Annotated in this window: 14 protein-coding genes; 7 read left to right on the top strand and 7 right to left on the bottom strand. The window is 42.6% G+C overall.

The window, feature by feature from the left end; translation table 11 throughout:
• Nucleotides 1-106: 106 nt before the first annotated feature.
• On the bottom strand, nt 107-1,837 hold the full coding sequence (gene dhaK / locus NI470_RS07115; RefSeq protein ID WP_253148045.1) for a dihydroxyacetone kinase subunit DhaK: 1,731 nt from the start codon (nt 1,835-1,837) through the stop codon (nt 107-109).
• A 234-nt stretch (nt 1,838-2,071) separates the two neighbouring features.
• Here dhaK and NI470_RS07110 point away from each other — a divergent pair, with 234 nt between their 5' ends.
• Entirely contained in the window at nt 2,072-4,513 is a 2,442-nt protein-coding gene (locus NI470_RS07110; RefSeq protein WP_180086550.1) for a hypothetical protein, read from the top strand.
• Between the two features lie 48 nt (nt 4,514-4,561).
• Here the strand turns inward: NI470_RS07110 and metH are convergent, their stop codons facing one another.
• A complete protein-coding gene (gene metH / locus NI470_RS07105) occupies nt 4,562-8,248 on the bottom strand; it encodes a methionine synthase (RefSeq protein WP_253148044.1) in 3,687 nt (1,228 codons plus the stop codon).
• Between the two features lie 536 nt (nt 8,249-8,784).
• Between metH and NI470_RS07100 the strand changes: the two genes are divergently transcribed.
• The gene (locus tag NI470_RS07100) at nt 8,785-10,404 is read left to right on the top strand and encodes an inorganic phosphate transporter (protein ID WP_253148043.1); all 1,620 of its coding nucleotides are present in this window, start codon (nt 8,785-8,787) and stop codon (nt 10,402-10,404) included.
• A gap of 431 nt (nt 10,405-10,835) precedes the next feature.
• On the opposite strand, the gene NI470_RS07095 is transcribed toward NI470_RS07100, so the two are convergent.
• On the bottom strand, nt 10,836-12,377 hold the full coding sequence (locus NI470_RS07095; protein WP_253148042.1) for a hypothetical protein: 1,542 nt from the start codon (nt 12,375-12,377) through the stop codon (nt 10,836-10,838).
• 216 nt (nt 12,378-12,593) lie between these two features.
• Nucleotides 12,594-13,211 (bottom strand): rhomboid family intramembrane serine protease, encoded by a 618-nt coding sequence (locus NI470_RS07090; RefSeq protein ID WP_253148041.1) that lies wholly within the window; start codon nt 13,209-13,211, stop codon nt 12,594-12,596.
• 158 nt (nt 13,212-13,369) lie between these two features.
• On the opposite strand from NI470_RS07090, the gene nfuA reads away from it, so the two are divergent.
• Nucleotides 13,370-14,008, top strand: coding sequence for a Fe-S biogenesis protein NfuA (gene nfuA, locus NI470_RS07085; RefSeq protein ID WP_004279400.1), 639 nt, complete (start codon nt 13,370-13,372; stop codon nt 14,006-14,008).
• A gap of 192 nt (nt 14,009-14,200) precedes the next feature.
• On the top strand, nt 14,201-16,264 hold the full coding sequence (locus NI470_RS07080) for a TonB-dependent receptor domain-containing protein (protein ID WP_253148040.1): 2,064 nt from the start codon (nt 14,201-14,203) through the stop codon (nt 16,262-16,264).
• 42 nt (nt 16,265-16,306) lie between these two features.
• Here the strand turns inward: NI470_RS07080 and NI470_RS07075 are convergent, their stop codons facing one another.
• Both NI470_RS07075 and NI470_RS07070 read right to left on the bottom strand, forming a co-directional pair.
• Nucleotides 16,307-17,308, bottom strand: coding sequence for a hypothetical protein (locus NI470_RS07075; protein ID WP_253148039.1), 1,002 nt, complete (start codon nt 17,306-17,308; stop codon nt 16,307-16,309).
• A 14-nt stretch (nt 17,309-17,322) separates the two neighbouring features.
• Nucleotides 17,323-18,360 carry an alpha/beta fold hydrolase gene (locus tag NI470_RS07070; protein ID WP_253148038.1) on the bottom strand — a complete coding sequence of 346 codons (1,038 nt, stop codon included), beginning with the start codon at nt 18,358-18,360 and terminating at the stop codon, nt 17,323-17,325.
• 315 nt (nt 18,361-18,675) lie between these two features.
• On the opposite strand from NI470_RS07070, the gene NI470_RS07065 reads away from it, so the two are divergent.
• Complete coding sequence (locus tag NI470_RS07065) at nt 18,676-19,290, top strand: carbonic anhydrase (protein WP_253148037.1); 615 nt, start codon at nt 18,676-18,678, stop codon at nt 19,288-19,290.
• A gap of 43 nt (nt 19,291-19,333) precedes the next feature.
• On the opposite strand, the gene NI470_RS07060 is transcribed toward NI470_RS07065, so the two are convergent.
• Nucleotides 19,334-19,963: an arylesterase gene (locus NI470_RS07060; RefSeq protein WP_253148036.1), complete on the bottom strand. Its 630-nt coding sequence runs from the start codon at nt 19,961-19,963 to the stop codon at nt 19,334-19,336.
• A gap of 11 nt (nt 19,964-19,974) precedes the next feature.
• Between NI470_RS07060 and NI470_RS07055 the strand changes: the two genes are divergently transcribed.
• A complete protein-coding gene (locus NI470_RS07055; protein ID WP_004646266.1) occupies nt 19,975-20,700 on the top strand; it encodes an ABC transporter ATP-binding protein in 726 nt (241 codons plus the stop codon).
• Between the two features lies 1 nt (nt 20,701).
• Nucleotides 20,702-23,194, top strand: a complete 2,493-nt coding sequence (locus NI470_RS07050) for an ABC transporter permease (protein ID WP_253148035.1) — start codon at nt 20,702-20,704, stop codon at nt 23,192-23,194.
• Nucleotides 23,195-23,209 lie beyond the last annotated feature (15 nt).

The raw sequence follows: 23,209 nt of genomic DNA, 5'->3' as shown, positions 1-23,209 counted from the left end.
ATGAGTATGCCTTTCATTATTTGTGCTTTTAAACTTACTCAGTAGAGGAAATGAAATATAAAAAAGCCCCGAACAGTGTCGAGGCTCTTTTCAAATCTTGAAAAGTTTATTTAATATGCTCGGCAATGTCCGTAAAGATCACGCCTAAGCCATGTGCACCAGCATCTGGATAACCTAAGCTACGATCACCGACTGTACCGGCACGGCCCATACGCGCTACGATGTCTTTGGTAGATTCTGCACCTTTTACCGCAGCCTCTGCACCCAAGACAAAGTTTTCTTTAAACGTCTTGTCGGTATTGGCTGACCAAGAGTCTGCGCAAGGTGCAAGTGCATCAATCAGGGTTTTATCACCGACCACAGCACCACGACCAAATGAACGCTCACCTGTCACTTGAATACCTTTAACCGCAGCTTGCAGCATCTCGGCAAAATCTGCCACGCTTAGGATTTGTTTACCTTGAATGGCTTTGCTGGCTGAACGGAAAGCAGAACCCCAAATTGGCCCTGACGCACCGCCACAATGTTCCATAATAATCATGGAACTATTCAGCAAGAATTCATCCATCTGTTGTGCTTGAATCAGGCTTTGCCATTCGCGTTTCAGTTGTTTAAAGCCTTTGGCGACGCTCATACCAAAATCGCCGTCACCTGCATGGGCATCCAGCTCGCAGAATGGCACTTCGTTTTTGATGATGCAGGCCGCCATCACATCGACCACATAACGCATGTTTTCAATCGTGAATTGCTCGTTCTGAATTTCAGCATGTTCTGCTTGGGTTTCAACTTCGGTATTGGCGGTTTGTTTTGCTGCTGCATCTTGTGCTGCAAATTCAAATGGTAGTGCAGGTGAGCCATCAAGCTTTAAGGCAGGGGTATTGGCTTCCGCATCCAGATAGGTTTTCAGTTCATCATCCACAGCAAGTAATGAGACCGATGCACCATTCATGTCGATACTGGTCATGTAGTTGCCAACAAATGTACGGTAAATCTTGATGCCTTTACGTGCCAGATGTTCGCATACATCATTGTTAAATACATACAGTTCTTGCATTGGTGTTGAACCAAAGCCATTCACCAACAACGCAACTTCTTGCATGTCAGGACGGTCAAGAAATAAGTCATCGACCATACGTTGTGCCATTTCTTTCGATGGCAGGATTTTTTCACGACGAATGCCGGGTTCACCGTGGATGCCGACGCCGTATTCCATTTCATCATTCGCCAAGGTGAAGGTGGGTGTGCCTTTGGCAGGAACGGTACAAGAGGTAAAGGCAAAACCAAGGCTAATCACGTTATCTGCTGTTTTTTGAGCCAGCTCTTTCACGCGAGCAAGTTCATAACCTTTAGAGGCAGCAGCACCGGCAATTTTATGCACGAAGATGGTACCAGCAACACCACGACGGCCGACCGTGTAGAGGCTGTCTTTGACTGCAATATCATCCGCCACTTTTACATAATCGACTTTAATGCCATCTTCCGCAGCCAATGCAGCACCATTCTGGAAATTCATCATATCGCCAGAATAGTTTTTAATGATCATGAGCACGCCTTTGTCTGTTGCGACGTGTTGGAGTGCTTTATAGACCTGAATTTGTGAAGGTGATGCGAATACGTCACCGCATACGGCCGCGTCTAACATGCCTGTACCGACAAAACCTGCATGTGCAGGTTCATGCCCGCTACCACCACCACTGATCAGTGCGACGTTATTGTGTTTTTGTTTACGTGAAATGATTTTGTGGGATTCGGTAAATTGTAGTTCAGGGTGGGCAAGGACAAAGCCTTTGCACATTTCGACAACGATGTTTTCAGCATCGTTCATGAGTTTCTTCATTGGAACACCAATAGTCATGGATTTGGGAGATAAATTTATTGGTCTATTATTCATGAAAGTGATGATTTTTGCAGACTTAAAAATGTAAAAAAGGAGAGTTTAAGTGTGATAGCCTAAAAAATACAAAATTCAATGAATAGATAGAGCGATATGTGAATTTAATAGCTTAATAAAGTTGAAGATATTTAAGTTTTAATATTTAATAAAAGAAATTAAATCAATATCTAAAGAAAAATGTCACCGAAAGAACCTATCGATTTTGCAAAAGAAATTGCAGCAATAAACATTAAAGATATTAATGAAGCAAGAACAAGGCAAATTTATATTGATAGTGTTTTTTATGATGTATTTCAATGGCCTAAGGTGAATGTGCCTGTAGAAGATCATACAAATACAGGATTTATTGATTACAAGTTTGTGAATTCATCAGGAAGAGCTATTTTAATTCTCGAAGCTAAAAAAACAGGAAATTACTTCGAATTACCTAGTACATATAATGATAGAGCAAATAGTTTTTTCTGTTCAGTAAAAGTATTGTTGACTGACCCTGCAATAAAAACAGCAATAGAGCAGGTAAGAAGATATTGTGTAGATGAAGGGTGTCAATTAGCAGGTATAACCAATGGGCATCAATGGATTTTTTTTAAAGCATTTGAGAATGGAAAAAAATGGGTAGATTTAAAAGCATTTGTAATAAAGAATAATGATTATTATGAACAGAGCTTCATTGAAGCTAACAATTTATTTAATTTTCATAATATGTGTGCTGGAAATTTAATAAATTTATTAGGAGATACTGATTGGAATAATAGAGAGTTATTTAGACCCTCAGAAAAAATTACAGTTTATGATCAAAAAGTTGAGTCTAATAGATACTCTACGCATATAAGAAAGTTTATTAATAAATATTTTGGGGTTATTGACCCAAATGAACAAGAGTTTATGAATGAATGCTATGTTCATGAACGAAACTTCGAAAAAACAGTTTCTAATTTTCAGGCGATTGTTAAAGATACAGTGACCCCCTTTTTTAAAGATCATGGGGTTGAAGAAATCAAAGAGTATGAGGAGTTTTCTACTCTTACTCAAAATATAAAAAACAAGCTTAGTAAAAAGTTATATTCAGACGTAATTATACTTTTTGGTGGTAAAGGGGCAGGCAAATCTACTTTTTTAAAAAAAATGGTTTTTCACAATCCACCTGATTTTTTTGAAAACAATGCAAAATTTATTTTTGTTGATTTATTAGATAGGGAAGAAAATAAAGAGAAGATTAAAGATTATATATATCAATCTATGATTGAGGATTTGGATGAATGGGATATATTAAACTCTGATAGAGGTACATTATTAGAATTTTTTAAACAAGAATTTGAATTAGCAAAGAAACAAGATCTTTATGGTTTAAATGAAAATTCAGAAATATATAATGTTAAATTAAATGATTTAGTTATAGTGTGGAAAGCTGATAAGCTGAAAGTAATCGAAAAATTAGTTCATAGATGGAATTCGAGAAATAAAGGCTGTATTTTTATTTTAGATAATACAGATCAGTTTTCTAATGAAATACAGGATTATTGTTTTCAAATAGCACATACTATTTCGACAGATTTAAAATGCTTAGTAATTATATCAATGCGGGAAGAAAGATATTATTCTTCTCGACTACATGGTACATTGGATGCATACCAAAATTATGGTTTTCATATTGCTTCGCCTGCAACACGAATGGTGTTTAATAGAAGGATTCAATATGTGCTTAATAAATTAAGTTCACCAAAATTCTGCAAACAAGAATTTAGAAGTGATACACGCGAAGAAATAATAAAAAATTTACAAACTTTTTTTTATATTTTAAAAACTGAATTCACAAAAAATAATGGTCATTTAAATGATTTTTTAAATTCATGTGCACATGGGAATACACGAATTGCTTTAGATTTATTTAGAGGATTTGTTAATTCAGGTTATACGAATATTGATGAAATGGTAAATGCTGGTAGATGGACTATCCAGGTTCATCAAGTTGTAAAACCATTAATGATTCCAGATAGGATTTTCTATAATGAAGAATTAAGTATAGTTCCTAATATTTATAAAGTTAGAGATTTAAAAAATGGTTCTCATTTTACTGGGGTTAGAATTTTAGAGAATTTAAGGACGGCTTCTATTGATGGTTATACATCTATTGGTGTGCTGAAAGAATATTTTGCTACACATTTTAATATGTTGTCAGATTTTGAAGAAAATATAGATAATTTTTTGAAAAGTGGTTTAGTCGAGTCAAATAATAGAATTGATTATTATTGTGATAAAGTGGACTCTATAAAACTTACAAGTTATGGTCATTATGTATTAACTAATTTGTGTTTATATGTGACTTATCTTGAACTTGTTAGTATAGATTGTGCCTTATATGATCAAAAATATGCTAATGAATTATCTGAATTATCAAGAACTGAGTTTGGTTTAATTAAATCATATAATCGAGAACAACGGATAGAACGAGTAGAAACTAGGTTGAAAAAGGTAGAAGTTTTTATTAATTATTTACTATCACAACAGCAATTAGAAAAAGAACGATTTTCTATTTCTATGGATTTTGCAGATAGATTATATGAAAGTTTTAAAGAGCAATCAGAAAAAGTTTTACAGAGTGCTCGTAAACAAAAATAAAAAATCCCCTCATTTGAGGGGATTTTTCTTCTCTAAACTAGAGGATTCTTACACGATAGAATCATCCAAATTCGGCGCTAACCAACGTTTCGCCTCATCCAACGTCCAACCTTTACGCTTCGCATAATCTTCCAGCTGATCACCAGAGATTTTACCCACGTTAAAGTATTCAGTTTCAGGGTTTGCATAGTAGAAACCGCTCACTGATGAAGGCGGCCACATCGCAAAGCTTGAAGTCAGGTAAGTACCAATCTTGTCAGTGGTACCTAACCAGTCGAACAAGGGCGCTTTTTCAGAATGTTCAGGACAAGCAGGGTAGCCCGGTGCAGGACGAATACCCACATACTTCTCTTTGATCAACTCATCATTTGAAAGCTGTTCATCTGCCTGGTAGCCCCAGAACTCTTTACGGATACGCTGGTGCAAATGTTCTGCAAATGCTTCAGCAAAACGGTCACCCAAAGCTTGAACCATAATCGCGTTATAGTCATCGCCTTTGGCTTTGTATTCTTGAGATAACTCTTCCGCACCGAAGATTGACACGGCAAAGCCACCCAAGTAATCCTGAGCTACATCTTTTGGCGCAATAAAGTCAGCCAGAGAGTAGTTTGCTTTGCCAGTGACTTTGTCAGACTGCTGACGTAAGTGTTCGAAGCTGTGCGTTATATTGCCTGATTCATCAGCAACGGCAACTGTATCTGCTGCTACACGGTTTGCAGGATAAATACTAAACGTCGCACGCGCATCGAAACGTTTATTCTCGATGATGTCTTTCAGCATTGCTTGCGCTTGTTCATACAAGTCACGCGCTGCTTCACCAACAACTTCATCTTCAAGGATTTTCGGGAATTTACCCGCCAAGCTCCATGAAATAAAGAACGGCGTCCAGTCAAAATATTCCACCAGAGTTTCAAGCGGATAATTTGTGAAAGTTTCTGAACCGATGAAGTTCGGCTTAACCGGTGCATTCTTGTCGAAGTCGATCTTGAAGCCGTTTTCAACCGATTCTTGATAAGACAATTTAGCCGCTTTCGGTTGCTTGTTCGCAAGACGGGTACGGATTTTTTCATAATCCGCTGCATAGTCAGCCAAAAGCTTAGGTTTCATCTCAGGAGAGAGCAACTGCGTTGCTACACCTACGGCACGCGAAGCATCCGCAGTATAAAGCACACCATCATTATGATATTGCGGTGAGATTTTCACTGCGGTATGCGCTTTAGAAGTCGTCGCACCACCAATCATTAATGGAATGTTAAAGCCTTTACGTTGCATTTCTTTGGCAACAAAGACCATTTCATCCAACGACGGCGTGATTAGACCAGACAAACCGATGATATCGACTTTTTCATCAATCGCAGTTTGCAGAATCTTCTCGCATGGCACCATCACGCCCAGATCCACGATGTCATAACCGTTACAGCCTAATACTACACCAACGATGTTCTTACCGATGTCGTGTACGTCACCTTTCACCGTAGCCAGCAGGATTTTACCTTTAGCTTCAGCTTGAGTTTTCTCGGCTTCAATGAACGGGTTCAACCACGCCACAGCCTGTTTCATCACACGTGCTGATTTGACTACTTGTGGTAAGAACATTTTACCAGCACCGAACAGATCGCCGACCACATTCATACCGGCCATCAATGGGCCTTCAATCACATCCAGTGGGCGTGTAGAGTTTAAACGCGCTTCTTCAGTATCCTGGTCGATATAAGTCGTGATGCCTTTTACTAAAGCATATTCAAGACGTTTCTCAACAGACTCATTACGCCATTCCAGATTTTCTTCGGCTTTTTGCGTACCACTTTGACCACGGTACTTTTCAGCAACAGCAAGCAGTTTTTCAGTTGCTTCCTGACCGCTTTCACCCTGGTTCTGGTTTAAAACAACATCTTCAACGGCTTCTTTCAATTCTTTATCGATGTCATCGTAAATTGCCATCTGACCGGCATTCACGATACCCATAGTCATGCCTTGCTGAATGGCATGGTACAGGAACACTGAGTGAATCGCTTCACGCACCGGTTCATTACCACGGAACGAGAACGATACGTTGGATACACCACCAGAAATCATCGCATTTGGCAGGTTCTGTTTAATCCAGCCAGTCGCTTCAATAAAGTCCACACCATAGTTGTTGTGTTCTTCAATACCGGTCGCAATCGCAAAGACGTTCGGGTCAAAGATAATATCTTCAGACGGGAAGCCCACTTCATTCACCAGAACATCATATGAACGCTTACAGATTTCTTTTTTGCGCGCAGCTGTATCGGCCTGACCATCTTCATCAAATGCCATCACGATGACCGCGGCACCATATTGACGGCAGAGGCGGGCACGTTCGACAAACTCGTCATGACCTTCTTTCAGGGAAATCGAGTTCACCACGGCTTTACCTTGCACACATTTCAGGCCCGCTTCGATAATCTCCCATTTAGAAGAATCCAGCATGATTGGCACACGTGAAATATCCGGCTCAGAAGCAATCAGATTCAGGAAATGTACCATCGCACCTTGCGAATCGAGCATGCCTTCATCCATGTTGATGTCAATGATTTGTGCACCGGCTTCAACCTGTTGACGGGCAACATCAAGCGCTTCGGCGAAGTTTTCTTCACGAATCAGACGCAGGAATTTTTTCGAACCGGTGACGTTGGTACGTTCACCGACGTTCACAAACAGTGAATCTTTGGTGATATTAAATGGCTCTAAACCACTTAAACGACACGCCGGTTCAATTTCAGGAATTTGACGAGGGGTAATGCCTGCAACAGCATTTGCAATCGCGCGGATATGATCCGGCGTAGTGCCACAGCAACCACCGGTAATATTAATTAAGCCACTTTCAGCAAATTCTTTAATAAATGCTGCAGTTTCTTCCGGCGTTTCATCATATCCACCGAAGGCATTTGGCAAACCAGCGTTTGGATGCGCTGAAACAAAGGTATCGGCAACGTCAGACACGGTTTTCACGTGTGGACGCATCGCATCTGCACCCAGCGCACAGTTAAAGCCGATAGAAAGTGGCTCCGCATGGCGCATCGAGTTCCAGAAAGCTTCAGCGGTTTGACCAGTCAATGTACGACCTGATGCATCCGTGATCGTACCTGAAATCATGATTGGCAGTTCATAGCCTAATTCTTTAAAGACTTCTTTTACTGCAAAGATGGCAGCTTTGGCATTTAAAGTATCGAACACAGTTTCGATCAGGATGATGTCTGCACCACCTTCGATCAAGGCCTTGGTCGATTCAATATAGTCAACTTTGAGTGCATCAAAAGTGATGTTACGGAACGCCGGATCATTCACGTTTGGAGAAATAGAAGTGGTACGCGATGTCGGACCAATCACACCTGCCACAAAGCGTGGTTTTTCAGGCGTTGAATATTTGGCACAGGCTTCTTTGGCCAGACGCGCTGCTTCACGGTTAATTTCGGGAACCAGATCTTCCATATGGTAATCCGACATTGAAACGCGGGTACCGTTAAAGGTATTGGTTTCAATAATGTCGGCGCCAGCTTCCAAGTAAGCTTCATGAATGCCTTGAATGATTTGTGGCTGAGTCAGCACCAGCAAATCATTATTACCTTTGAGATCATAGGCCCAGTCAGCAAAACGCTCACCACGATAATCGGCTTCTTCCAGTTTATGGCGCTGGATCATGGTACCCATCGCACCATCGATAATTAAAATTCTTTTGGCAAGAAGTTCTTTTAAAGTGGTAAGTGTAGACATTCAAACTTTCTCAGCAGAAATCAAAAAAAACGATGCTAATCTTAGCAGATTAGTTGGCTGATTTCTGCTGGCATTGCTCAGAATGATGGATAAGCATGATATGAAAATTTGATAAGTCATCTAGACAAACAACAAGTTTTAAAATCCGGATCAGAAAATATTGCAATCTCGAATCTGATTCGATGTCTTTGAGGCAGTAAACAAAATCAAAAAATTAAGCTGATGCTTTCATTCATGAAATTGTCATATTGATGGCTTATGCTGTGCAAATGAAACTTTTGCTCAGCTTGATGACAGGCAGGGTTTGAATCGTTTTGGTAGCAAAATATGTGCGGTTGCTAAGCTTAAATAAGCTGGAATCTTATCTTAAGTAAATGATTTATAAAATCAAAATCTAGTGTTTTAGTCGGAATTAAACAGGACGAATAGCAGCAAGAAAATCCAAATAATTGCTTCATATGACAGCAGTTTGTCATATAATTGTCACAATTTAACTGAACAATATGGGGATTCTTGAATCCTCTATTCCTGCTTGCATGAATCCTAATCAAACTCCCGTAGATTCAGCACACGGGTCGGCTTCCCAAAAGTCGACCAATGTTCATGTGCCCACACCGAAATTTTTTATGCCGGTGTTCCTGACTCTTATTATCACTACGCTGATTTATATCGGCTTCCAGTTGTCTGCAGATTTAGCGCATGTACCGGCCTTGGGCTTGTATTCAGTTATTTTGTTAGCGACGGCACTTTTTATTGCGTTGAGCTTTGAGTTCGTCAATGGCTTCCACGATACCGCCAATGCAGTTGCCACGGTCATTTATACCAATGCACTTTCTGCTCCCGTCGCAGTGATGTGGGCCGGTTTCTGTAACTTCCTTGGGGTTATGGTCGCCAGTGGTGCGGTCGCTTACGGCATTATTGCGTTATTGCCGGTCGAGCTGATCATGAATGTCGGTTCCGGAGCAGGCTTTGCTATGGTCTTTGCCATGCTGATCGCGGCAATTCTGTGGAATCTGGGAACCTGGTTCCTCGGTATTCCGGCATCCAGTTCTCATACCCTGATCGGTTCGATTCTGGGTGTGGGCATCATGAACTATATTCTGAATGCCGGTACTGGCGCTTCAGGTATAGACATGGAGCAGGTGATGAAAGTCGGTAAGGCGCTGTTATTTTCGCCTTTAATCGGTTTTGTATTTGCTGCGATTGTGTTCCTGCTGGTGAAAAAAATCTTCAAGCGTCAACTGGAACTGTTCCAGCCACCTGAAGGCAACAAGCCACCACCACCATTGATTCGTGCCATGCTGATCTTCACCTGTACTGGGGTGAGCTTTGCCCATGGTTCAAATGACGGTCAAAAAGGTATGGGCCTGATCATGCTGATCCTGATCGGCTGTGTACCGTTGGCGTACTCGCTCAACAAAAATCTGGATGCACAACATATTCAGTCTTTTGGTCAGTTATCTGCACAAACAGCGGATGTGATCTATCCAAATCATCAGGATATTCCGGATGAACAAGCCCGTGATGTGATCACCAAGTACATTCAGACCAAGGAAATTACCCCTGAAGTCGTGCCTGCATTGGCAAGTTTGACGGATCATCTGGGTGAAAAAGTTGGTAGCTATACCAGCATTAAGGATGTTCCTGAAGCTCAAGTGTCTGAATTCCGCAACGACATGTACCTGAGCACCACAGCATTTAAACGTCTGGATAAAGCAGAAGCTTTACCAACAATGAGTGCTGCACAGGAAAAAACAGTAGATGAATACCGTGATAATCTGGATTCATTCCTGCAATACATTCCGACCTGGGTAAAAGTGGCGACAGCCTTGGCGCTTGGTCTGGGTACGATGGTCGGCTGGAAGCGTATTGTCGTGACTGTCGGTGAGCGTATTGGTAAACAGCATATGACTTATGGTCAGGGTATGTCTGCCGAACTTGTTGCGATGTCGACTATTGCGGCAGCAGATGGTTTCGGTATGCCGGTATCAACCACCCATGTATTGAACTCTGCAGTAGCGGGCACCATGGTGGCCAACAAGTCAGGTCTGAACTTCCAGATGGTGAAAACGATTCTGTCTGCCTGGATCTTTACTTTGCCTGCAACGATCTGCCTGTCAGGCGGTTTGTATTGGGTACTGTTAAAAGTGTTCTAAGTTATTTAGACATAAAAAAAGCTGCTCTAGAGCAGCTTTTTTTATGGGTGGAAGAAAAATTAAGGATGTAAAAGAGGAATCTAAATTACGATTAAGGCGACAGGGATGTCGCCGTTAGGCTGTGATATAGGGACATATCATCAGCTTAACAAAAGATTTTTGTTACTTTTGATCTTTCAAAAGTAAAGAAAAAAAGAAGCTATAAAATAGATCAACTTAAATCTGCCCAAAGCACATTCATAAGAATTTGAATGATTGAAAGCCTAAATTAACCTCTCCCTAACCCTCTCCTAGAAGGAGAGGGAACGCCCATTTTCAATTAAAGTTCTCTCTGCTTTAGGGATGAGCAGCACTGCTACGCAACGAGGGGAGAACTTTAAAAATAACGATTACCTTTCTTATGGAAAAATTGGATGAAGATAATAAAAAAATTACTTCTTCAACTTACTCAATAATCCTTTTGGCAACTTCTCTGTCGCAAAACCATATAGTGCAGCAAAAGGTAGTGCGGTACGTGCCAGATAGGCCACTCGCCACAAACCACCATGATTCGCGCCATGCATCATTAATTCAAGCGGATGGTTCAGCTTCACTTCAGGATTGGCCACCGATTCTGGATTGCGAAGGTCATGAATCCACAGTGCAGCCATAATTGCATTGGTGGTTTCAGGTGCAAAGGCTTCAACATCAAACAGGCTGGCGCCGTTGAACGCTGCTTTTAATAGCGGATTTTTGGTCACGGAATAGGTCGTAGTAGAAGGGGCAATATTGATGCTGACCCGCTGACCTTGAGCACGAGCTAAGGTAGCACGCCATTGCTGAATGCGTTTTGCCAGCGCATAGTTCGGGCCTTGTTCAACCACCAGACAGTCACAAATACCATACGCCCGATCACCAGACTGAATCAGTTCATGCGCATTTTTCTGGAAAAAGTGTTTGCGGCTTAAAGCTGAAACCCCTTTAGAAAGGATCGTCTGTACCTTAGAGCGTTCAGTATATTTTACTTTAGAGGCTTCGATCACTTCACTCGGAACCGCATAAACATCGGTCGGCGTACACATGTACATCAGGCTGGTATTGGCTTTTTGCTGGCTGACATGCTGCATGATGGCATCCATCGCCATGGAGACGCGGACATGCTTTTCACCATCCAGATAGGCAATTGCAGCCAGATCCAGATCCTGTTCGAATTGTAATAACCATTTGGCAATTTCGGGAATCTGGGTCAGCAAATTCGCGCCCAATTTTTCTTTTAAAATATCAAGTGAAGTATCAGCAGGCAGGTCTTCAGTACATGGCGCATACAGTGTGGCATTGCCTTGGCTAATGGTATCGACAATCTTGCCCCATACCCGGGTGTTCGGCAGATCAATCGCTACAATATTGGCTTTCCATTTCGCCAGCCAGGTCAAAGGGCCGGCTTCAGATGCTGCACCAAACAGCACCGTGGTTCGATCTGACAGGTCAAACCATTCAGGATGCACGACACATTCACGTAGGGCATTGGCATGACTGGTTTCCACGATGCCTTGGCTTTCCCAGCGTTCAATCTGCTCCAGTAAGGCATCACCTTGCAGCTTTTGACCCTGGTAAGGCACATACCATTCTGGTGGCGATTTGCTATGACCTGTCAGCTTGAAGGTATGCAACTGACCCGCGGGCAGAGTTAAAGCATCTTGTAATACATACTTTTGACCATCACGGTAAAATTCAAAAGTCTGATGTGCTTTTGCCAATCCATCTTCAGCAATTTTCAAGCTGGCTTCAGGGGAACTTAATCCCTGCTCGACCAGCTGCTTAAAATGCACAGTATATTGTTTGCGCCAGTTTTTTTCTGATTGTGCCTGTTGAGAACTGCGTGAATCGACATTGGCTAGCGCTGCCGCGATGATTGCGCGCCCTGCTTTAGAGCTACTTGGTTTTTGTTGCTGAGACTGAAGAGGAAATTGTAGACCGTCTGGTGTAGTGGACATGCAAAATATCTCGATAATGACAGTAATTAATATACAGATGTATACATTATCGCTGCAAAATTCACTCCAAGATTGGCATTAAGTGACATCATGGCTTTCTAATATATTACGAGATGTTTCAAACGAATAATAGAGCAGCAGCTCTCTTAACGGTTTTGTCAGGTCAATCTCAGGCTTCATTGTTATTTAGCCGATTTTTCAGGATTCAATTCCTGATTAAAACGGAATCTGCAGCAGTTTATTCAGGAAATGCGGAATCAGGCGTGGCTCCAGAATAATCGTCATGACCACCCCGTAAGCCGCTCCCCATAAATGCGCGCTGTGATTAATGTTGCTATTGCCTTTTTTGCCTGACCAAATGCTATAAGCTACATACAGCACAGCAAAAATAATGGCAGGAACCGGAATGAAGAACACAAAGATCAACTTCCAAGGTTCAAACAGAATATAGGCAAACAGTACAGCCGAGACTGCACCGGAAGCGCCTAAACTGGCCCAGCGCGCATCATTTTTATGCTTTAGGTAACTTGGCAGAATGGCTGCGATCAGACCACCAAGGTAAAACAGGATAAAACCCAGGTCATAGAGATATTGACGATAAAAGCTTTCAATCACGCTGCCAAAAAAGAACAGGGTAATCATGTTGAACAACAGATGTGCACCATCCGCATGGATAAAGCCATGCGTAATAAAGCGGTCGTATTGTCCACGTTGCAGTGCCGGCGGCCAGAAAATCAGGCGATTCATCACCGTCTCTTTGGAGAAAGCAATAAATGACACAATACAGGTGATCAGAATAATGGTCACGGTATGATTAAAAGGTAAATCAAGCATATAAATGATTCTAATGGTGCCTATTTGCCAATTATCATGCCATTAAAATTGAGCTAAAGTTGTACTTTTATAATAAATCCGACAATTTTAGTTGATTTTTAAAAATTACCCCGCATCTTCAGTTAAAATGGCCACTTGAGCTTGAGGAAATTATTGTTATGTCGACTGAGAACAGCAGCACTCCAGTTGTTGGTGAAATTCCCAACTTATTGATTACACCAACAGCACAAGAGTATTTAAAGGATCTATTGGATAAACAGAACACTCCGGGTATTGGTGTGCGTGTTTTTGTAGAGCATCCGGGTACTCCTCGCGCTGAATGTTGCATGGCCTATAGTGCACCTGATGAAGTTGTACCGACAGATTATAAGCAGGAATATCCTGATTTCCCTGCTTTTATCGACTCGCCATCTATTCCGTATTTACTTGATGCCGTAATTGACTACAACAAAGACCGTTTTGGTGGTCAATTGACCTTCCGTGCGCCGAACTCTAAAGTGCCACGCGTGGGGCCAGATGCATCAGTAGAAGAGCGCATTACCTATGTCTTGCAGTCTGAAATTAACCCGGGTCTGGCAGGCCATGGCGGTAACTGTGCACTGGTTGAAGTTAAAGAAGACCCTGAAAAAGGTTTAACCGCTGTACTTAAATTTGGTGGTGGTTGCCAGGGCTGTTCAGCGATTGATATCACTTTGAAACAAGGTGTTGAAACCACATTAAAACAACATGTACCAGAGTTAATGCATGTCGTTGATGAAACGGATCATAGTCAGTCTGAAGGTGCGTATATGAAATAAGCTGTTCTATATAACAGTTTATTTATCGCATTTTAAAAACCTCGAAATTTCGAGGTTTTTTTATTTCTGGATTAAAAACAAGTGAATGTTAATGATAATAATTATCAATAGTAATTGCATTCAATTGAAAAGCTGTTACACTTCGCAACCGAATAAACATGATCTCTTCATAAATATTGGGGCGCGCAAGGTATGAATAACCCATTCTTAAAAACAACTTTGGCATTTGCTGTATTTACAGCTATGGCGGGAAATACATCTGCAGTAGAAGCTGTTGTTCCACAGGCGGAAGCGACTAAATTGCAAACGATTGTGGTGACCGCAACAGGTTATGAGCAAGATTTGGCTAAAGCACCAGCTTCCATTACCGTGATTGATCGTGAAGAATTAGATAAACGTGAATATAACGACATTACTGATGTACTGCGTAATACGCCCGGGGTAGTGGTTTCAGGTGCAGGTTCTGCACAGACCATCAGTATTCGTGGTATGAGTTCAAACTATACTTTGTTTCTGGTCGATGGTAAGCGTCAGTACGGCAAGGATGTCAATCCGAATGGAGACGATGGAGGTTTTGAGAAAAATATTCTGCCACCTATTTCAGCAATTGAACGTATTGAAGTGATCCGTGGTCCAGCTTCTACACTTTATGGTACAGATGCCATGGGCGGTGTAGTGAATATTATTACCAAAAAAGTGTCGGATGAATGGTCTGGCAATGTTGAATTGGGAACCACGATTCAGGACAGTAGCCGTTCAGGTGATATTAAAAATGCTTCTGCATATCTTGCTGGTCCTTTAATTGCAGATAAGCTTGGTTTGCAACTGGCAGTCAATAAGCAGGAACGTAATGAAGACCGTTATGTTGGCGGTTTTCGTGGCACGGAACGTGAAAGCTTAAATTCACGCCTGACTTATGCCATTAATGATGATCATGATGTACAAGTTGAAGCTAATTTCGTGCAGCAGGAATCAACTACGTCTGTAGGGGAAACGGTAGCACCTGCTCAAGGTGCTGCAGATTCATTCTCGCGTAATTATCGTAATGTTTATTCCTTAACCCATAATGGCCGTTATAGCGATAACTTAGACAGTTCATCTTATATTCAATATGAAAATTCAAAAAATCCAGATCGTGGCAATACGGAACTCGGCACCAAAGGGATTACCCTGGATACTTGGACAGCGAACAGTCAATGGAACTTAGCCTTAGGTGATCATACGCTGTCATTCGGGGGATATCTTAAAGATGAAAAACTGGTCGATAAAGCGACTAACCGGAATCCTAATGCACCTGAATTTAGTGAATTAACACGTTGGTCTGCTGCCGCTTTCCTTGAAGACACCTGGAGTATTACGGATCGTTTCGACTTAACCGCCGGCTTACGTTATGATCATGATGAAAACTATAGTGGCCATTTATCGCCACGACTGTATGGGGTGTACGCGGTAAATGATAACTTTGTAGTAAAAGGTGGTGTGGCTACAGGTTATAAACAGCCTGATATTCGTGCAGCCACAGAAGGTTTCTATAGCGTCACGGGTGGCGGTGGTTCACCCTTAGCAACAGGCCGTGGCATTATTCGTGCCAATCCGGACTTGGAGCCTGAATCAAGCGTATCCACTGAATTAGGTTTCAACTGGAAAAATGATTATATCAATACATCGCTGACTGGCTTTATCACTAAATATGAAGACCGTATAACAGAAGTTCGTGCCTGCGAAACCGATACTGATGGCACCACAACAAACCGCAATAACTGGCAGAATTGGAAATGCTTCGAAGGAGATATTCCATTCTACTTTATTAGTGAACGGATCAACGTGGATGAAGCAGAAATTCGTGGTGTAGAAGCAACGGTAGAAGCCAGTCTGAATGATTACACGATATTGACTGCAAACTATACTTATACCGATTCAGAGTTTAAATCGGGTACTTTTAAAGGCCAGCCACTGAACCAGATGCCGGAACATATGTTTAATATTGGTGTGGATTATGAGCTAAATGATGCACTCAATGTATGGAGCCGCTTGCACCATCGTTCTGAAACCTCTGCTTACTTGAGCCGTACCTCTATGGCTCAGCCAAATCCAGGCTACCAATTTGTAGATGTCGGCTTTAACTATAAATTCAGTCCGAATTTGACCGGTAAATTCGGCGTCTATAACCTACTGGATGAAAAAGCTGAAGATATTGATGGTGATCAACTATTGGATGGTCGTCGTTACGGTATCAGTCTGAATGCAAAATTCTAAGCAAATGACAATATAAAAAGCCGCTATAAAGCGGCTTTTTATTTAAATCTTAAGAATTTTCAAAGTATCTTCATGATAATAAAATTGTTCCAGATATTTGCGCGCGCGTTCACGTAAGTGACCTTGGGAAACCATCTGCTGGATTACCGGACTGAGCAGTTGCTGCAATTCATTCTGAATTAGCGCTTCATCAATATTCAGATCACGTAATAACTGATCAAAAGTATGTTCCTGATTGCGGACATACCAGGTATGAATTCCGTCATGCACTTGCTGCTGCAGATAGTCCGTCTGGCGTATGTGATCCCAGATGTCATGACCTAAGCCGACCGTCTGATTCAGGTCCTGCAGCTCAATATAATTCTTCAAGACCGATACTGGCATGTCTTTGATTTTATGCCAGAGATTGGCCTGAAAATGATAGAGTTTCTCGTCGTCAAAATGCTGGTTCAGCACATGCTCACTCATCTGGCTGAGCTTTAGAATGTTTTTTTGCAGATAACGCGCAATGGTGCTATCGAGGTTGGTATCGGTGACATTTTCCAGTACCGATTTGCCCATTTTCATAAAGCGAGAAACCCCGGGTACGCTTTTGGCAATCATGGAGTTATCCAGATAATCCTGAATGGAATGCTGGATCAATTGGGTAATCATGGCGGAAAATGCCGGATTATTCACTATGGTTTTAATCAGACGCTGCCGATGGCCACTTTTACTGGCCACATACTGGGCGATCTTGTCTACGGTCAGGACTGGGATCAGATCGGCAATTGTGGTGGAATCATTGGCCGGATGCACCAGTGCAAAACGGATATGTTCGGCAATCTGTTCAATCAGAAAGCTGCTGGCAGCAGTACCCAGAATCTGTTTTTGCAAAAGCTGATTGATCAGTTCGCAGCTCCACAGCTCTTTTAGCGTCTGTTTACGCAACCACAAATAAAACGCATGAAACTCGCTTTGAATGGTTTCAGATTGAGAAAATGCCTGATCGAGAAAATCAAGTTGAGCATCGATCAACTGCTCAATCATCGGGTGTTTCTGCATAGCATCTCTGAAACTTAATTTAAAGGAATGAGTTTATCAGCAAGCGGGTTTTTTAGGGTCTGTGTCTTGGCCAGAAAAGGCAAATAATGTTGTGCAACCTGTTTTTCTGCTTCCAGAATTGGCATATGCCCGACATTATTTAGAATCACCGGTTTTTCAGCACGTTTTAGCAGGGCATGTAGTTCTTTGACTACTTCGACATTAATGATCCGATCCTGTCTACCCCATAAAATCAAGGTCGGTGCTTCTACCGTGCGGGTCAGGCGGGCAAAGGTCTCCGGTGTATAAATCCGGTTTAGCATCACCACCTGATCAATCGACTTACTGGTTTGTTCAGCGCGTGAAATCAGCAGTTTTTCCTGTGCATGTCGCAATTGATAAGGAATTACCGGCGGGTTTTGCATTAGCTGTCTGGATACATCTTGCAGATCACCGGGTTTGCTGACGATCAGGTCTTTCAAGGCCTGTGGGTCTTTGGTATAGGGCGTATTCCCCATTTTATACAGACCAGCGCTATTAATTAAAAACAGGCTCTGCGTATCGAAAGGGTATTGCGAGGCATAGACTGTGGCAATCGAGCCGCCTAAGGAATGCCCAGCAATATGTAAATTCTCGTCCACATTTAAGGTTTCAAGGAACAAACGCAGCTGCGAGGTCACATTGGGTACAGAAACATCAAAATTGTCCGGAACTTTGGTATCACCGTTGCTTGGCAGATCCGGAATAATGACATGATAATAGGGCGTCAGAAACTGGGCGACCCGGTTCCAGTTGTCGCGCGTGCCGGCCAGACCATGAATCAGTAGAATGGATGGTTTGTTCTTGGCACCGCCTTCGCTATAGCTCCAGGTGACTTCACCAATTTTGAGGGTCTTGGATTTGAGACCGGCAAGGCTGCGTTCCTGCAATAGATGCTGCTGCAAGACTTTGGCAGATGTTTCATTTTTCTGGCTAAACAGCATTTGAGCATGTGTCAGGCCCGGTAATGCCATGCTTAAGGCAACCAAGGCTGAACAGATCATTTTCGAGCGCAATTTTATTATTTTCTTCATTGGCCATTCCCCAAAACAAACCCAGTGAGCAAATTGCTCAATCAAAATACTTCCATGTTATAAATTTGCAATTTTCATTCAAATAAAAACATTATTCTTCATCCTATTTTAAATCAATCCTTGCGCTTGTCACTCATTAGTTTTTTGCTAGATTGCATTAAATGACTGGAAAATGTGATGTATTGCGCATAAATTCCCTGCGGAAATGAAATTAGATAAATGCTAAAAATTTAATCAGCTAAGATTTTTTGCAAGTGACATTCAAAAAAACTGGCAGTAAGATATTGCAACTAAAACCATCGGTGATAGAAAAGAATGCTCACAGCTCAAGAAGCTTTAGAACGTCTTAAACAAGGTAACCAACGTTTTGTAAGCGGCGATACTTCGCATCCAAAACAACTTAGCCACCAACAGCGCGCAGAAATGGCAGAGGACCAGAATCCGTTTGCAATTGTCTTGGGGTGTTCAGATTCGCGCGTTCCAGCCGAAATGGTTTTTGATCAGGGTCTCGGCGATCTTTTCGTGATTCGTGTTGCAGGCAATATTGTTGCACCATCCCAGGTCGGCAGTGTTGAATTTGCCGCGGCACGTTATGACTGCGCGATTGTAGTTGTATTAGGTCACAGTCATTGTGGCGCAATTAAAGCCACCATTGATACTTTGATGTGTCCGGATTGTCCGCCATCGGCAAACCTGATGTCGATTGTGAACCGCGTACGTCCTTCTGTTGAAACCTTAATGCAAACTGAACTGAAAAATGACTTGGCAAAATTATCCAAGCATGCAGTACGTTCTAACGTATTTGCTTCGGTAAATCAGTTGCGTCATGGTTCAGCCGTTCTGGAAAACCTGATCGGACAAGGAAAATTAAAAGTCGTGGGTGCGGAATATTCACTGGAAACTGGTGAAGTGACATTCTTCGATTTCTAATCACGATTCATCTAAATACATTCTAAAATAAGTTAAAGGCGCTTTACAAAGCGCCTTTAATGTATGGATAAGCATTATTTAACAGGATTGTCTGTGCTTTGGCATTTGGATGAATCAGATCTTTTTGCATCAATGTTTTATTACCGGCGACACCCTGCATAAAGAAGGGCAATAACTTCACCTTATATTGCTGACTCACCACTTTATAATTATTTTCAAAAGCCTTGCTATAGGCTTGCCCGTAATTAGGCGGCATTTTTATGCCAAAGACGATGACCTTGGCCTTGGCTTTCTGGCTCTGCTGAATCAGGCTGGCTAAATTTTTTTGAATCATTTGCGGTGGTTGTCCACGTAAGCCATCATTGCCACCTAACTCAATCACCACAAGGTCTGGACGATGCGTCTGCAGCAATTTTGGCAGTCTGGCCAGTGCTCCGCTGGTGGTTTCACCGCTGACACTTGCATTGACCACTTTATGCTGTTTCGGATACTGTTGTTCTAAATGCTTCTGTAATAAATGCACCCAACCTTGCTGGGGCTGGATACCATAACCTGCACTTAAACTATCACCTAAAATCATAATCGTCTTTGCTGAAACCCCAAGAGGTAATAGGCACAGACTGAGCAAAAAAAAGTAAGGCAATAGCCGAGTTTTCTGATTAAGATCTTTCATATAGGACACGTATGATTCAAAGCAGCAACGATTCGACCATCATGCCACAGGCTATTATTTCTGCCCAGAAATTGACACAAAAGATACAACTTTCACAAAAACAACTCACCATTTTTGAGGATCTTGATCTGGATATTCAGGCCGGAGAACAAGTGGCTATTACCGGTCGTTCCGGTTCCGGAAAATCCACATTACTGGGTATTCTGGCGACACTGGATCAGGCAAGTTCAGGTCAGCTTCTGGTCTGTGGCGAATCAGTGTCTAACTTGAATGAAGAACAACGTGCGCTGGTACGTTTAAGAAATATCGGATTTGTCTTTCAGTCTTTTCAGCTCTTACCGCACCTGACTGCACTTGAAAATGTAATGCTGCCACTGCGCCTGCAGCCCGGCTTTAAATATGCAGAAGCTGAGCAAAAGGCGTTGGCATTACTACATAAGGTCGGTCTGGATCGACAGGCGCAGCAAACCCCAAAAGTATTGTCCGGGGGAGAACAGCAACGTGTGGCGATTGCACGCGCACTGGTCAGTGAACCAAAAATCATTTTTGCCGATGAACCTACGGGCAATCTCGATGGTGAAACAGCCAGAGAAATTGAACAACTGCTATTTCAACTGAACCGGGAACTGGGAACAACTTTGGTGCTGGTCACGCATGACCGCAAATTGGCGCAGCAGTGTCAGCGGCATTTTGAACTGCTGAATGGCGAGCTGATTGAACATCCGAATGGAGGATGAAATGAATCCATTATTTCGTCCTTTACTGACGCAAAGCTTTAAAACGACCGGGATTTATCTACTGATTATTGCCTTAACGCTGGCGATCAGTGCGACTACTGCACTCAAGTTTAGTAACGAGCAAATCCAAAATGCAGTCGCCTTACAGGCAGCAGAAATGCTGGCTGGTGATCTGGTGCTTTCAGATAATGAGCCTTTGCCAAAGCAGTGGCGTGATCAGGCCAAGCAGCTGGATTTAAAGCAGTCAGAAGTCACTTTCTTTAGCAGTATGGCCTATACCGATGCGCAGTTTGTCATGGTCAATGTCAAAGCCATCGATCAGGCTTTTCCTTTGCGTGGTGAACTGCGGGTGCAACCGGCAAAAAAGTCGATTCAGTCTGGTGAAATCTGGCTTAGTCCACGAGCCATGGATTTGCTCAAAGTCAAACTGGGCGATCAGCTCAATATTGCCGATGCAGCATTTAAAGTTACTGCCAAGATTGAACAAGACTCCAATCAGGAGCTTGGATTTTCCGGTTTTTCACCGACCGTGATTATTTCCCAGGTGGATGTGGCACGAACTAATGCCATTCAGGTAGGGAGCCGGATTGAATATCGCTTACTCATGGCTGGCCGTCCGGATGATACCCAACAATATGAAGCCCTGTTCAAGCAGCAGGTCAAGTCAGCAAACGCCTCAGCTGAAACGCCAGCGGAAGTACAAGGGCAGGAGTTTGAGGAGCAAAGCAGTCTCAGGTTACGCAATGCCAGTGAAGGCAATACCCGCTTGATGAAGCCAATCGCCAATCTGGACACTTTCCTGCAACTGGCCAATATTCTGACCATTCTATTATGCGGGATTGCCATAGCCTTAACCGCGCAGCGCTATGTGCAGCAGAATCAGGATCATATTGCCTTGATGCGTTGTATCGGTGCCACCAAGCAGCAGATTCTGTCAGCTTATCTGGCTTTACTCGGGATGGTACTGTTAATTGCCATGCTGATTGGTACCGTGGTCGGGATCAGTCTGGGTTATGGCCTGTTACAGTTGATGTTGCAGCTGATTCCGAATTTGCAGATTGAGTTTTCCGCTATCGCAATGTTGCTCGGCCCATTGCCGGTCGCGATGCTGACCAGTGCTATAGTGTTACTCGGTTTTGTGATGCCAAGCTTATTGCAACTGCTGAATACGCCACCGATTCGGGTGATCCGCCAGCAGGAAAAATCAGTGCAATCTATGCTGTGGATGCTGCTGACCGGAACGCTCAGCCTGATTATTTTTAGTGTGATTTTGACTGAAAATCTTTTGCTGACCGCCTGGGTGATTGGCGCGATTATTGTCTTATGTGCGGTGTTGTATCTGACGGTATGGGGGGTGTTGAAACTGCTGCGGAATATGAAGCTGAATCTGTCAGCCTATGTACGCACACCTTCTCAGACCGCCTTGCAGATTACGGCTTTAGCCTTGGGCTTGAGCCTGATTACAGTATTAGCCGTATTGCGCACAGATCTATTAGAGCGTTGGCAGCAACAGTTACCGGAAGGTACGCCGAACCAGTTTGTTTATGGCTTACCGCCTTTTGATATGCCGGATCTCAAAGCCCAACTTGAGCAGAATGGCTGGAAAAGCACACCGCTATATCCAAATGTCCGTGGGCGTCTGGTCGCCAAAAATGATCAGCCATTTGCCGAAGAGTTGGTTAAAAGTAGCAATACTTTAAGACGTGAGCTGAATCTGACCCAGTCAAATAGCTATCCACAAGATAATGTGATTGTCAGTGGTGACGCGGTATTAAAACAAGTCGGCACCGTATCGGTCGAAGCCAATACTGCGGAAGAGCTAGGGATCAAGATCGGAGATAAACTCAGTTTCAGTCTGCCAGAAGGGATACTGGAAGCTAAAGTCGTTAATCTAAGAACCGTCGAATGGGAAAGTTTTAGCCCGAATTTCTTCTTTATCTTTGCACCGAATAGCATGGATGCCAATGCCGGCAGTTATCTGGGCAGTTTTTATGTCCCGGAAACAGATAAAGGCAAACTGGTCCCTGTGATCCAGCAATTTTCCAACACGGTGTTTATTGATGTCAGCCTGATTCTGGAAGAGATCAAACGCATTGTGAATGTGCTGGTGCAAATCGTGACCATTCTGGCAGTACTGGTCAGCATTTCCGGTTTTCTGGTACTGATGGCCTGTCTGAACCTGTTGATGGATGAGCGCAAACGTGAAGTGGCTTTGCTTCGATCATTCGGTAGTTCCAAGCAGAAACTGAAAACCATGATGAGTCTGGAAATTGGTTTTATTGGGCTGTTTGCCGGAATAGTTTCCTGCCTGTTTGCCGAAGTGATCAGTGCGATTGCCAGTTATAAAATGGATTTAATGATTCAGCCGCATTGGGAAATCTGGATTATCTTGCCGATCTTTATGACCACTTTATGTGCGCTGATTGGCCGTTATCGCCTGAGTTATCTGTCAGAGATTCCACCCTTACAAAGCTTGCGTGAGATGAATCAATAAGATTCATCTCCGTGA

It is taken from the genome of Acinetobacter lwoffii (assembly GCF_024129115.1).
Taxonomy (GTDB): Bacteria; Pseudomonadota; Gammaproteobacteria; order Pseudomonadales; family Moraxellaceae; genus Acinetobacter; species Acinetobacter lwoffii_T.
This window is presented reverse-complemented; position numbering and strand designations above follow the sequence as displayed.